The organism is Nitrospira defluvii (assembly GCF_905220995.1).
Lineage (GTDB): Bacteria > Nitrospirota > Nitrospiria > Nitrospirales > Nitrospiraceae > Nitrospira_A > Nitrospira_A defluvii_C.
This window is the reverse complement of record NZ_CAJNBJ010000007.1, coordinates 18,179-31,443: the sequence shown is the minus strand read 5'-3', so window position 1 is coordinate 31,443 and position 13,265 is coordinate 18,179. Positions and strand designations below refer to the sequence as shown.

Sequence of the window (13,265 nt, the reverse complement as noted above, 5' to 3'; positions counted from 1 at the left end):
GCCCCGTCAGCCCGCATGCCCCCACCCCCCCGCCGTTCCTGGAAAAAAATCTGGCTGCGCGTCCACTTATATGTGGGGTTGATAGGAGGAGGGTTGTTTGTCCTGACCAGTCTGACCGGCAGCCTGCTGGTGTTCTACAAAACCATCGATGAATGGCTGAATCCGGAGCAGGTGATCCGAACGGTCGGGACCGATCAACCTCTGAGCGACATCGTCGCGGGAGCCAAGACGGCACACCCGGATTGGTCCCCTCCTGACACCCTCATCTTTCCACTCCACGAGCGCGACACGTTCCATGCCTGGTTCAAGGATCCTGCGTCCGCTCCACCCAAAGTGCGTTGGCATGTCGTCGCCGTCGATCCCTCGACTGCCCGCCCCCTCAGCAACCGGGAATGGGGCAACTTCTTCGTCTCGTTCATCTATGAACTGCATCAGGAGCTGCTCCTGGGAAAACCTGGCGAGATCTTCGTCGGCATCTTGGCCCTATTTCTTCTCCTCTCGATCGGAAGCGGCCTCTATCTCTGGTGGCCGAGTCCGGGGAAGCTCCGTCGTGCCTTGACGTTTCAGACCGACGGGAGCCTCATTCGAAAACACTATGACCTGCATAAGCTCACCGGTCTGGTCGGAGCAATCCTCCTCATGCTACTTGCCCTGACAGGCTTCTATTTGGAGTTTCCCGACGCCGTCACCTCGGTCGTGCAATGGTTCTCACCGGTTCGAGAGACCGGACCTGAAGACCAGCCGCAATCCGAGTGGCAGGCTGGAGTGCCGACGATTCTTCCTGAACAGGCGATCGCGATCGCCCGCGCCACCTTCCCCGATGCTCGACCGATGTGGATGGGCCTGCCGCAGCATGAGCGGGACAGTTATTCGGTCGGGCTGAGACAACCGGAGGAGATCCGTCAGGCAGGAGGGCAGACCGAAGTCTGGATCGATCAATACAGCGGCGCGGTGCTTCGGGCGCAGGACTGGCGGGAGTTCACCGGCGGAGAAACCTTTCTCGCCTGGCTGTTCCCGCTCCATAACGGCGAAGCGTTTGGATTGACCGGCCGCTGGCTCATCCTTGTCGCCGGGCTCACGCCGCTGCCGCTCTATGTGACGGCATTGCGGATGTGGTGGTTGAAACAAGACGCCCATCGGCGTCGCCGGGAAAGTTAGCGCCCCAACGCCTTTACACTGACCGGGCGGCAGTCGGCACAAAGCCCATAGAGCTCCAAATTCTGCGCGGTCAGATGGAATCCATTCACTGACGCGATCTGCTGCCGCAGCCGTTCGATGGTCGGATCCTCGAATTCGACGATGTGTCCGCAGCCCGTACAGATGAGATGATCGTGCGCCCCTTTTGCAAACAGGTTATCGTACTGGGTTTCTTCATTGAAACGACGAGCCTGCGCAAAGCCTTTGTCGCACAACACTCGCATCGTCCGATAGATCGTGTTCAGCGGCGCACGCTGGCCCTGCCGATTGAGCCGGCGATACAACTCGCGAATCGTGATGTGCTCTTCCTGCAGAAAGGCCTGGACGATGCGTTCACGCTGCAGGCTCCAGTTCAGCCGCGTCCGGCCAAAACTTGTCCGGATGCGTTGAATGCCCTCGTCTAACCGTCGTTCCTGGCGGTTGCTTCGAGACAACCGGGTCACTACGTTCATTTGGCGCTTCTCCTGAATGGTCGAGCCCGGTAGACGGGCTGTCTGCACCGCCTCCTCTTAGTAAGACGCACGAGCTAGCGATCTCCATACCCAGACGTATGACTAGGGCCGAACGGGTCTGGAAAATGAGCATTCCCATTCGGACTACGGGGCACCTACTATCCACCGCATGTCGGAATTGACACAGCACGACCTGTCGGCGTTAGTCCGCGATCACGGGCCGGATCTGCAGCAGTTCCTCACCCGGCGCTTGGGCTGCGTCGACACGGCCAAGGATCTCGTGCAAGACACGTTTGTACGCGTGCTGCAGAACAGGTCTAGCGAGGTCCTCGGTAACCCGCGCGCGTTTCTCTTTCGGGTGGCGACGAATCTGCTCATCGATCACCACCGTCGTCAGCAACACCGGGACACCGTCACACTGGATGACCCTGATCGCCCGCTCGATCAGGCGGACCTCAGTCCTTCCATTGAACGGGTCGTGTGGTCGAAGCAGCAGGTGGCACGCCTCCAACAGGCCATTGAGGAACTTCCCCCGAAGTGTCGCCAGGTGTTTCTCCTCATCAAATTTCACCACTTCACCCATGCGGAGGTGGCAGTCAAACTGGGCATTTCCCAGAGTACGGTCGTCAAACATATGATCAAGGCGGTGGATTTTTGTCGGACTCGACTCGACAGGCCGTAACGCAGATGCCGGAGCCACATGGATGTTCAGGCGCCGTGACGCGTCTCCACTATTATGGGGATCCGGTTGAGACGCCAACGTGACAAGGCAGTGGTAGTGGCGCTACCATGACCCACCCGATGGGCACAGCAGAACCCAACAGCGTTGCGTCAGCGGCATCCGCCTGGCTGGTCCGGATTGAAACCGGCACCGTCACGGCCGACGAGCGTCGGCGCTTTGCCGAATGGCTGGCCGCAGACCAGGCCCATCCCGCCGCCTATCGTGAAGCGGAACAATTCTGGCGCTCATTAGATGGCCTAAACCCGGACGATATCCGCGAACTGGATCGATACCTGCCTCCAGAGTCGGACTCCGAGAGGCCCGGAGCAACGCATTCCTGGCGGCGACTCACCGCAATGGCCGCCTGCGTCCTGCTGGTCGCAGGTGCCGGTCTCTGGTTGGCGCTCGTCCTCTGGCCGCTCGGAGACTATCGCACCGCGGTGGGAGAGCAGCGCGCCATTACGCTACCCGACGGCTCAATGGTGCGACTCAACACCGACACCGCACTGTCGATCGCCATGACCGATGGCACACGCCGCCTCACCCTCCACCGCGGGGAAGCCTTCTTCACCGTCGCCCCGGATCGGGCCCGCCCCTTCGAGGTAACGGCCAGTGAGGGCACCATCCGCGCGTTGGGCACCGCATTTAACGTCCGAACGGACGGGGTCCAGACGACGGTCACGGTGTCCGAACATAGTGTGCGCATTCGCGTGGGGCACGAACCGCCCATGGACGTCCAAGCCGGCGAACAGCTTCGCTATCAGCCGAACGGATGGCTTGGATCAGTGGAACAAATCGACCTGAACCGCACCTTGGCGTGGCAACAGCATCGCCTCGTGTTCGAGGATCAACCGTTGCCGGAAGTGCTGGAGGAAGTCGCCCGCTATCGTTCAGGCCGGTTTGTATTCCTGCGAGATCAGTCACTCAACAAGCTGTTGGTCACTGGTTCCTTCGATACCGAGCGACTGGACCGCTTCCTTCCCGCCCTTGAGGAAAGCCTCCCGATCCGCATCGTGACCTTCGCCGACCGCCTCATCCTGCTGTATCGAAGCCGCATCACAAAATCGTAATTTTTTCTTTCCACACTAGACCTTGTTCTGTGTCCGTCCGTCGTAGTCAGTGAGCCGCGCGCCGGCTCACCCATCTCTGGTATCACGACGGAAAGGACGAGATATGTTCGTAACAGTGTTCTTCTGGGGCCTGTTGATGATCTCCGCGGCTCCGAACCTCTGGGCGCAGGACAACCCCGCGCCTGCGTCATCGACGCAGGCATTCGCCATCACGCCGCAGCCGCTCTCTTCCGCCTTGCTGCAATTTTCCGGCATGACGCAAATCGAGTTGCTCTACGACGCGGCCATGACGCGCGACATCGCGACGCAGGGCGTCTCGGGCGAATACGCGCCCGAGGAGGCCCTCCGGATTCTCCTCCGGGACACGGGGCTCTCCCCGCGAACCACGACATCGGGCAGCATCACGCTCGAACGGATGTCCGGCCCTCAATCCCTGTCTTCTACCGGTTCGTCGAGCCTCGCGGCAGCTCCCGAGGCCTCGTCTCGACCGGCCGCACAGCAATCGGTGAAAGTCCCTGAAATCGTCGTGAAGGACATCCATGAGCGAGACGACGATGCGCAGACCTATGTGGCCGAGGAATCCACGACGGCCACCAGGACCGACACGCCGATTCGCGATGTCCCGCAATCCATTCAGGTGATCACACGCAAGGTGATCGAAGAGCAACGCACGTTCCGGTTGCAGGACTCGTTGCAAAACGTGTCGGGCATCAATGCGACGGAATCCGCTGCGTCACTCTACGATTCATTGATCATCCGAGGATTCGACGCCACCTCGCGCAGTTACTTCCGAAACGGCCTACTCGATCCGTTCGCACAATTTACGGCCTCAGACACCTACAATGTTCGCCGGCTGGAAGTGCTGAAGGGGCCGGCCGCTGTCCTATACGGACAGGGAGATCCAGGTGGAGTGATCAACATTGTGACGAACAAGCCGTTGCCGAACGCGGCCTATTCGGCCAATGTGACATTGGGGAATTTCCACTTCTACCGCTCGGAACTCGACGCCACTGGCCCGCTCAACGTCAGCAAGACGGTCCTCTATCGGTTGAACGTGGCGGGGCAAAAGGCCGGCAGTTTCATGGACTACGCCAATCGCGACATGGCCGCGATTGCGCCGAGCATCACGTGGCTCATGAGTTCACGGACCACGCTGACAGTCGAGGCCGATTACTTACGCCGCTGGAGCAACGATCCCTACGGTCTCCCGGCGCAGGGCACGTTCCTGCCGAATCCGAACGGCACGATTCCGCGCAATCGCGCGACCACCCTGGGCGACTTCAGCACGTTCAACCGCACCTCCTATCGTTTCGGCTATGACCTGACACATCAGTTCAATGACAAGTGGTCTCTGCGTAACGCGTTTCGGCATACGATCGCGGAGGACGACCGCAATAATCTCTATGCTGGATTCGGCGGTGTCCTCGAACCGGATTTCCGCACTATCCAGCGCTTCCAGGTCCTGCAGCCCGGCGTCGCCAGGAGGCACGCCAATTCGATGATCACGAACCTGGTCGGTCATTTCCGATTGTTCGACATGGAGCACACGCTCTTGACCGGTGTGGAGTTACGACAGGAGAAAACCGACCAGTCGATCTACACCGTTGCCGAAGCGCCTCCCTTGGACCTCTTCGCTCCCGATTACTCGCTGCCTCCGCTCCCCTTCACGGGGGATCGCGTGAGCTTCAGAGCCGACAACAAGACGGCGGCCGTCTATCTCCAAGATCAAGTCACGATTCTGCCCAATCTGAAATTTATGGGCGGCCTTCGCGTCGATTATGTCCACCAATTTCAACAATCCGTGGGTGCGCCTCAGCAGACCTCGGACAACCACGCGGTCAGCCCGCGACTCGGCCTCGTGTACCAACCGATCGAACCGGTCTCTCTCTATACATCATGGACGAAAGGCTTCCAGCCCAGCTCTGCCGCGGCTTTCAATCCGAACGGCGAGTTGTTCAAGCCGGAACGATCGACGCAGTACGAAGTCGGCGTGAAGACCTTCTTGCTCGACAACCGCGTGTCGGCCACCTTGGCCTGGTTTCACCTGACCCGTGAAAACCTTGTGACGCCGAGTCCCGACCCGGCCCTCGCGCTGCAGGGCTTCTCGGTCCAGACGGGCGAGCAACGCAGCCAAGGCATCGAGTTAGATATCACCGCGCAGCTCTCGCCGGGGTGGAACATCATCACCGGGTATGCCTATACCGACGCCGAGGTGACCAAAGATAACGACACCTCGCTGGTGGCCAAGCGGTTGGCCAACGTGCCCTATAACAAGTTCACCCTGTGGTCGACCTACCACATCCAGGATGGACCGTTAAAAGGCTTCGGCGTCGGCGGAGGACTCTTCGCCTACACGAGCCGCAATGCTTCGATCTTTGGAGACCAAACCGAAATGCCGGGTTACATCCGCGCCGATGCGGCCCTCTACTACAATCATGACCTGCAGAAGGGCAATTGGGTGGGAGCGAAGAGCGCGCATATTGCGCTCAATCTGAGAAACCTCTTGGATCAGCGATACGTCGCCACCTCCTACAACGGGTCCAACACATTTTTCTACGGCGAGCCGCGCACCGTGTTGGCCACCGTTGGCTTGAGGTTCTAAACCATGCCGCGGATCTTGTTGGGAGGGGGACTGCTGCTTGCACTCCTGGCCGGCTGCGCCGAAGGCCGGTGGGTGCAAGCGGGCAAAACCGACGCGCACACGCAGGACGATTGGGAGCAATGCAAGGCGGAGGTGCTCTCGGGGCAGGAACATCAGAAAGACACCATGGCCGGAGGCATCAACTTGAGCGGATGCATGCAGGCGAAAGGTTATCGCTATGTCGACGGTCAGCCGCCGCAACGCTCCAGAGGCGATACCTCAGCATCCCACTGAGCCCTGACGAACGGAGACGCCTATCTCTGCTTATTGACTCGATCTTGTGATTCGGCCAGCATACATCGCGCTCCAGATCGAGTCCGACGCCACCCACATTTTGCCCCCATTCCTCGCCAAAGAGATTCCCATGAAAGGCTATCTCGTTCACATCGAAGACGCGACACGCGACAACCAGCATGACCGCCGGGTACTCTTTACGCCGCAGCACTCCCAACTGGTGTTGATGAACATCAAGCCCGGAGAAGAGATCGGAGAAGAAGTCTATGAATCGGACGCCCCCCTCAGCATGCATGGTCGAGTTTATTCAGACCTTTCCGCCCCATCCAAATGAGTGATCAGAAACCGCTCCATCTCACGGAAGAACGTGACACGGTCGTCTTGACGGCTGAGGTGATGATCGCCGTCCGGCAGTTCGACATAGCGTAGGCGGGTGAAGCCTGCATCTTTCAAGGCCTCGACCATGGCGCGGGATTGTTCCACCGGCACAACCCGATCCTCCGCCCCATGCACGATCAGGAGCGGGGTGCGTATCGTGTCCGCATGGTTGACCGGCGAGGTGGCCTTCAGCCGATCGCGATCGGACCACCAGGCGCCTAACTGCCGCTCCGCTCCCAGCTCATACCCCAGGAACTGCCGTTTGTCCGTCAGCAACGCGCGGAGGTCCGACACTCCCGCAAAGCTCACCGCGCAACGAAAGAGTTCCGGTGTCTTGACGACTCCCATCAATGCCGCGTACCCCCCATAACTTCCACCCACGATACAGATGCGTTCAGGGTCCGCAATGCCCTGCTCGATCGCGTAGCGTGCGGCATCCGTCAGATCATCCTGCATGTCGAGTCCCCAGCGCTTGAATCCCGCTTGTAAAAACTCCCCGCCGTAACCGCTGGACCCCCTGAAGTTCACTTGCAGCACGGCCCAGCCGCGACTCACGAGAAACTGGGTCCAGTAATCGAAATCCAGCACGTCTCTACTGGCCGGACCACCATGGGGAAACAAGACCATGGGCCCATGCTGCCGTTCCTGAGTCGGACGAGTCACGTACCCATGCAAAACCGTGCCGTCTCTGGCCTTGAGAGTGACCGGCATGGGTTTGACCAGTTCCTTCGGGACCAGCTTCGGATACCCATCCACCATCAACGTGAGCCGGTTGAGATCCTCGTCGAACAGATACCATTGAGGCGGTTGCGTCGCATGGCTGGACACGACGATGTGTCGGCGACCATCCCGACTGCTGTCCTGGATGTCATTGATGCGTCCAGGAAGGGCCAGATCAACCCGGGTCTGCAGTTCTTTCGCATCAGGATTCCAATAGAGGCCGGCAGATTCGTCGAAACGACTGTGAACCCCGACGACGCGTTTGAGCCAAGACGAATAGATGAGACCGCCCTCGATGTCGTACGTCGCATGGGATGCGCGGAGTATCGGCGGCAGATGCGGTTCGGATAGGTTGATGCTGTAGACTGCGGTTCTTCCATCGAGAGGTTGTGCCACAAACAGAATGTTGGGATCCTCGTCAAATCCCAGAGGGGTGAGCTCCGGTTCACGCAGCGCATCATACTTCCGCAACGTCTGCCAGCGATCCTGGCCTACCGGTTTCACCAGGATGTGGACGATGGTCCCTTCAACGGCCGTTCCCAACCGCACAACCCCCTGCCGGTCCGCCATCCAATACCGCATCCCATACGTACTCCTTTCGATCAACTCCCGGCTGCCGGTGTACACATCCAATTTGTAGACATCGGGATAGGTGTGGTGGTCGAGATCGAGTGCGATCAGGACGGATCGGTTGTCCCCGGGAAGTTTGCCGATGACCCTATCCTGTAACTGCGGGAGATACTCCCTGGCAAAAAAATTATGGTCGCGACTCGGAGCGATCAGGTTCGTCTTGAGATTCGACCCGTCGCGATTCATGGCGAAGAGGCGTGTCTCCGTCCATCGGAGATTGCTCCACCCATCATCTGCCCCCACGCCCACCAGCAACCGTTCGTCATTGACCCAGTCACACCATCGAATTGAGTACCGCTTGTTGTCGCTCGCCAAGAGTCTTCGAACATCCTTGCCGTCGTAGGTCGTCACCACGAGATAGGTCTTACCCGCGGCAGTATTTTGAATGGAGGCGATATGCTCCCCCGACGGCGACAGCGTCATCCTGCGTACCAGCGGGAGGGACGCAAAGACGTTCAGGGGAATACGACCGGGGACCTCATCCAGCACATCTGCCGGAAGTGGCTCGGGTATCGCTTGTCCAGTCCCCTTGCAGCCGGCGATCAAGGCGACCAGCAGGATCGTCACGAACGTACACAACTGCTTCGACTTCAGTGGCTGATCAAGAAACAGGGTCGCGCGCAGAAACATCATGGCATGAGACCAGGGATCACGCGGCATGGGATCTTCTCCATCGAGCACAGCGCACAGGCACGTGAGGTGAGCGAACCAAAGTCTAAGAAGAGACTTCACAACGGTCAATACAACGATCGATTTCTGCACGCGAGTTCATGCTCTTCCCTTCCGATCGCTAAGACACTTGAACGACTGCCTCGCGACATTTATTCCGCAATGACCGGCTAACGACCTGTGCATCCTGATCCGCATGTGCTGCAGCTTGTAGGACAATGAGTCGTCGCCCTCCCTCAGGCCGCTTCCTGTTGACGATCTCTCGCCTGGATGTGTGGAATTGCCCGATTGATACGTCTACTGCAGTAAGAGCCCATACGCGGCTCCTATCGCCGGCTGCTCGAAGGACCCAAATGCCATGACGATCAAGGTCCGGCGAACCTTGGCTGATCGAGTGGCTGGGGACGGCCATTGACCGAACGATCGCGACGGGGCAATCAGAACGATCTACTTTCACACGAAAGGAAGAGACGATGAATTGTCTGAAATGCAGTGGATACATGATCATCGAGCGCGTGCTGGATTTTTATGCCAAAGAGGCCAAATGGCGCTGCATCAACTGCGGGGCGACCAAGGATACCCTCGCCTCGCTCATGAAGGCCCGCAACACCTCGACTGCATCGAACCCGAGTAGCTGAGCCCCTGGTTCTTCGCTTAGGCCTACTGAAACACAATCTCCGGCAATCGAGCATTCCCTTTACAGCTCCTCAGAAACTATTGTTCTCCTGTCTGGCTTCATGCACTGGGATCCATGCGGAATATGTGGGCCGCGTGAAATCCCGGATTCTCGAAGCGCATGCGATCACGTACCTCCTTTGTCAGCACTGAACCGTGGGTGAAACAGGTGCCAAAGGCATTCATCGATGCATCAGGCGCATTCATCTCAATGAGAGGGCGAGATATTGTCCACAACGCATTGAATATACACATTAAAAATTTTTTCCTCCCAATGTGGTGCAGAATCCAGCATCTCATACGTCATAACTAGATGAACCTGTGTTTCGACTTTCGTCTTGCCACGGGATAAGGGGTTTAACCTTCTAAAGGATTACCAAGTGGACAGCCTTAAGCACGTTGTGGATTACGGGATTATCGGGCTCCTGCTGGCCCTGAGCCTCTGGGCGGTGGCGGTGGCCGCAGAGCGCTGGATCTTCTATCGGCGCATCGACCTCCGGGGATACCGCTCCGAGGAAGAATTCGAGGTGGCGCTCACCAAACGGTTGGTGGTGATCGGCACCGTGGCGGCGAACGCCCCGTACATCGGCCTGTTGGGAACGGTGCTCGGCATCATGCTGACATTCCACACAATGGGGTCGTCCGGCACTATGGCGGTTCAGACCATCATGGTGGGCCTGAGCCTTGCGCTCAAAGCCACCGCGGTCGGCCTGTTGGTGGCGATCCCCTGTGTCGTCCTGAACAATGTGCTGCGTCGCCGAGTCACGGAGTTGATGACCCAGTTTAAGGTCCAACATGGGACGTGATATCGACCAGATCAACGTGATTCCTCTGGTCGACGTGATGTTGGTGTTGTTGGTGATTGTGCTGACCACAGCGACATTCATCACCACCGGCCAGGTACCTGTCCAGCTGGCGAAGGCCAAGGAATCAGGCGACCGCAAGGACGTCCCGCTGGTGATTACCCTCACAGCGGAGGGGTCGCTGTTCATGAACGACCAGCCGGTGCCACCGGACGGACTGCGGATCGTGCTCAATTCACAGTCGCGGGAATCGTCCGTGTTGGTACGCGCCGATCGAGTCACCGTCCTGGACAGATTTGTGTCCGTTGTCGATGAGATCCGCAGCTTAGGCTTTCAACAGGTCAATCTCGAGGTGGTTCGCTCATGAGCCTGGCGCTACCATTAGATTCTTCACAGCGCCAACGGGCCTCGCTCTGTTGGGCCTTCTCCATGTCGATCCACGGCCTGTTCGTCGGCATGGCGGTCTTGTTGCTCACGGAAATGCCGCCGCCGCCCCCACCCGTCTTCAAGTGGGATGTCGCCGTGGTGCAAACGCCGCCGCCTGCGGCGGAACCAGCACCCCCGCCATCAGTCGAGTCGCAACCGCCGCCTACGCCTCAGCCGGTGACGCCGCCCAAGCCCAAGCAGGTGCCGGTCGCCAAGGTGCAGCCCGTCGTCCGGCAGGTACAGGAGGTGCTACAACCGCAACCGATTCAGCAGATCCAACCCGTTCAGCAGGTGCAACCGGTCCTAGAAAGCCTGCCGGTGCAAACCGCACAGACCGTGCAACAGGTCACGACTCAACAGGTCGAAACCGTCGCGCAGACAATTCAGGAAACGGTCAGTCCTACGTCTGAAGTCGTGCAGACGGTCGTGGACACCACCGCGGTCGTTTCGGAAACGGCTCCCGTCATACAACAGTATTCGACACCCCAAGCAGTCGCCTCATCCGCACCGGTGACCAGACAAGTCGAGGCCAGCACGCAGGTCGCGGCGGTGGTCAGCGACGTGCCGGCGGTGGAATCGGCCCCCGCCCCGGTCGAGGCTCCACCGCACATCCGACAGGAGATCGTGCAGCGCCCGGTTCAAACCGTGCAGCAGCGAGTCGTGAAACAGCGGGAGGTTCACACGCGCCCAGGGGAGCGCCCGGACTACGGCTGGCTTTCTCAAGCACTGTGGTCCTCGGTCGATCAACGCAAGCGTTACCCGGCCGAAGCCAAGCGAAACCATTGGGAGGGCCGTGTCATCCTTCGTCTCACGATCGAACAGCGCGGCGCGGCGGTCCATTTGCTCAATTTGTCGTTGGAAGAAAGTTCCGGCCATTCAGTGCTGGATCGCCACACGCTCGACATGGTGCGCAATGCCTTTCCCCTCAAGGTGAAACATGAAATGGCGCAGTCAAAACTTGAACTGGATCTACCCTTTTCGTACCGCATGGAATAATCACCCTCTAGACCACGCAACGGAGATTCTTATGTCATTACGTCGTTCATGCTTGCATTCGCTCTCTCTCGTGACAGCCGCGTCCATCGCCACCCTGAGCTCCTGGGCGGTCGCGCCCACCTTCGCGCAGCAGAACGGAGACAAACCGTTTCATGCTCTCGTGACCGATGCCAAGGACATGCAGACCGACTTGAAAAACGTCGTGTTTTATTGGGAAGAGAAGGTGAGTGAGACATCGTTTATTCCCCATGAATTGAAACACCTCCCGGTAAAGCGCGGCACCGCCACGGTCAACATCAAGTTCAACGGGGTGAAGCACATCGAGGTGACGCCGGGCGCAGACAAGACGCCGCCGTCACTGCACATCACCCTGACCAGCGGCAAGACGGGAGATTTTCCTCTGGCCATCGACGGGAGCTTCAAAGGCGATTCGGACTTCGGCCAGGTCGACCTTCCGGTGCAGGGCGTGAAAAAGCTCGAGTTCAAATAGGCCGGCCCTGTCGCACCTGAAACACGTCTGTCGCCGCCGGTCCGGAGGATCAGGAGCGCCGTCGCACCACTCATGACTCCTCGTCGCACCACCTACCTGTTGCTCTTCGCGTTGACGGCGATCTTCGTCACGTATGCCGTGAAATGGACCGGCTTGACGCCGGTCCCCGCCTCAGGCGTGTCCGGCACTCCCACCACGGGCACGGCCGTCGTGCTGGCGCCGGTGACGATCGATCGCATTCGGCACACCATCAGAGCGGTCGGCACCTTACGCGCCAACGAAAGTATCCTGATTCGTCCGGAGATCGCTGGACGCATCCGCCAGGTCTGGTTCGAAGAAGGCCAGGCCGTGGGAAAAGACCAGCTGCTGATCGATCTGGATGATTCGGAACTTCAGGCGGAACTCGCTCAGGCCGCGGCGCAACTCAAAGTCAGCCGGCTCACCTATGAACGGCTGAAACAACTCGACTTGGATGGGAAACGGTACATCACGAAACAGCAACTCGATGAAGCGGCCGGCGCACTCCAGGTGTCCCAGGCCAACCACGCCCTCTATGTCACCCGGTTGGCCAAAACGAAAATTCGCGCCCCGTTTTCCGGTATGACCGGAATCCGTCGGGTCTCCCCCGGCGACTTCGTCGGCTCGGGTCTCGACATCGTGAACCTGGAAGATCTCGCCCAGCTCAAGATCGACTTCAAGGTCCCGGAAACGCTGTTGCGCCATCTGGCGCCGGGGCAGCCCATCGAGTTGACGACGGATGCCTACCCTGGCGAAACCTTCCATGGCGCCGTGTACGTGATCGATCCCCAAGTCGAGATGACCACCCGATCCGTGCAGGTGCGCGCCCGCATCCCCAATCCGCAGCAGCGTCTCCGGCCCGGCATGTTTGCCCAGGTTCTCCTCACGTACGGCCAGGAGGAACGTGCGTTGTTGATCCCGGAAGAAGCCGTGGTGCCGAAACAGGAGAAGACCTACGTCTACCTGGCGCGGGAGGGCACCGCTCAACAACGGGAAATCACCCTGGGCACACGCACCAGAGGCTTCGTTCAGGTCCTCAACGGACTCACGGAACAGGATACGGTCATCCGCGTCGGGCATCACAAGCTGCAGGAGGGCGATCCCATCATCGCTTTGACGGAGCCCTCCCGCTGACGCCCCACGGC

14 protein-coding genes are annotated in these 13,265 nt (G+C 59.3%); 12 read left to right on the top strand and 2 right to left on the bottom strand.

Features of this window, described 5'->3' with window-relative positions:
* The first annotated feature begins 15 nt into the window (after positions 1 to 15).
* Entirely contained in the window at positions 16 to 1,158 is a 1,143-nt protein-coding gene (locus KJA79_RS10765; protein ID WP_213042050.1) for a PepSY-associated TM helix domain-containing protein, read from the top strand.
* On the opposite strand, the gene KJA79_RS10760 is transcribed toward KJA79_RS10765, so the two are convergent.
* Positions 1,155 to 1,649, bottom strand: a complete 495-nt coding sequence (locus KJA79_RS10760) for a Fur family transcriptional regulator (protein ID WP_213042049.1) — start codon at positions 1,647 to 1,649, stop codon at positions 1,155 to 1,157. The genes KJA79_RS10765 and KJA79_RS10760 overlap by 4 nt on opposite strands.
* Positions 1,650 to 1,818: 169 nt before the next feature.
* Between KJA79_RS10760 and KJA79_RS10755 the strand changes: the two genes are divergently transcribed.
* The 5 genes from KJA79_RS10755 (at position 1,819) to KJA79_RS10735 (ending at position 6,649) form a co-directional block, all read left to right on the top strand.
* A complete protein-coding gene (locus KJA79_RS10755) occupies positions 1,819 to 2,331 on the top strand; it encodes an RNA polymerase sigma factor (RefSeq protein WP_213042048.1) in 513 nt (170 codons plus the stop codon).
* A gap of 119 nt (positions 2,332 to 2,450) precedes the next feature.
* Positions 2,451 to 3,440, top strand: a complete 990-nt coding sequence (locus tag KJA79_RS10750) for a FecR family protein (RefSeq protein WP_213042047.1) — start codon at positions 2,451 to 2,453, stop codon at positions 3,438 to 3,440.
* Positions 3,441 to 3,543: 103 nt separating this feature from the next.
* Complete coding sequence (locus tag KJA79_RS10745; protein WP_213042046.1) at positions 3,544 to 6,042, top strand: TonB-dependent siderophore receptor; 2,499 nt, start codon at positions 3,544 to 3,546, stop codon at positions 6,040 to 6,042.
* A gap of 3 nt (positions 6,043 to 6,045) precedes the next feature.
* Positions 6,046 to 6,315 carry a hypothetical protein gene (locus KJA79_RS10740; protein WP_213042045.1) on the top strand — a complete coding sequence of 90 codons (270 nt, stop codon included), beginning with the start codon at positions 6,046 to 6,048 and terminating at the stop codon, positions 6,313 to 6,315.
* A gap of 46 nt (positions 6,316 to 6,361) precedes the next feature.
* Positions 6,362 to 6,649 (top strand): cupin domain-containing protein, encoded by a 288-nt coding sequence (locus KJA79_RS10735; RefSeq protein WP_213042044.1) that lies wholly within the window; start codon positions 6,362 to 6,364, stop codon positions 6,647 to 6,649.
* Here KJA79_RS10735 and KJA79_RS10730 read toward each other — a convergent pair.
* Positions 6,619 to 8,703 (bottom strand): alpha/beta hydrolase family protein, encoded by a 2,085-nt coding sequence (locus KJA79_RS10730; protein ID WP_213042043.1) that lies wholly within the window; start codon positions 8,701 to 8,703, stop codon positions 6,619 to 6,621. The genes KJA79_RS10735 and KJA79_RS10730 overlap by 31 nt on opposite strands.
* Before the next feature lie 482 nt (positions 8,704 to 9,185).
* Here KJA79_RS10730 and KJA79_RS10725 point away from each other — a divergent pair, with 482 nt between their 5' ends.
* The 6 genes from KJA79_RS10725 to KJA79_RS10700 all read left to right on the top strand — a co-directional run bounded on the left by KJA79_RS10725 (position 9,186) and on the right by KJA79_RS10700 (position 13,254).
* Entirely contained in the window at positions 9,186 to 9,350 is a 165-nt protein-coding gene (locus KJA79_RS10725; RefSeq protein WP_213042042.1) for a hypothetical protein, read from the top strand.
* 417 nt (positions 9,351 to 9,767) lie between these two features.
* Positions 9,768 to 10,193, top strand: a complete 426-nt coding sequence (gene exbB, locus KJA79_RS10720; protein ID WP_213042041.1) for a TonB-system energizer ExbB — start codon at positions 9,768 to 9,770, stop codon at positions 10,191 to 10,193.
* Positions 10,183 to 10,557, top strand: a complete 375-nt coding sequence (locus KJA79_RS10715; RefSeq protein WP_213042040.1) for an ExbD/TolR family protein — start codon at positions 10,183 to 10,185, stop codon at positions 10,555 to 10,557. Before exbB ends, KJA79_RS10715 begins: the two co-directional genes overlap by 11 nt.
* Entirely contained in the window at positions 10,554 to 11,612 is a 1,059-nt protein-coding gene (locus tag KJA79_RS10710; RefSeq protein WP_213042039.1) for an energy transducer TonB, read from the top strand. Before KJA79_RS10715 ends, KJA79_RS10710 begins: the two co-directional genes overlap by 4 nt.
* A gap of 31 nt (positions 11,613 to 11,643) precedes the next feature.
* Positions 11,644 to 12,102, top strand: a complete 459-nt coding sequence (locus KJA79_RS10705; RefSeq protein WP_213042038.1) for a hypothetical protein — start codon at positions 11,644 to 11,646, stop codon at positions 12,100 to 12,102.
* 72 nt (positions 12,103 to 12,174) lie between these two features.
* Positions 12,175 to 13,254, top strand: a complete 1,080-nt coding sequence (locus KJA79_RS10700) for an efflux RND transporter periplasmic adaptor subunit (protein WP_213042037.1) — start codon at positions 12,175 to 12,177, stop codon at positions 13,252 to 13,254.
* The last annotated feature ends 11 nt before the right edge of the window (positions 13,255 to 13,265 follow it).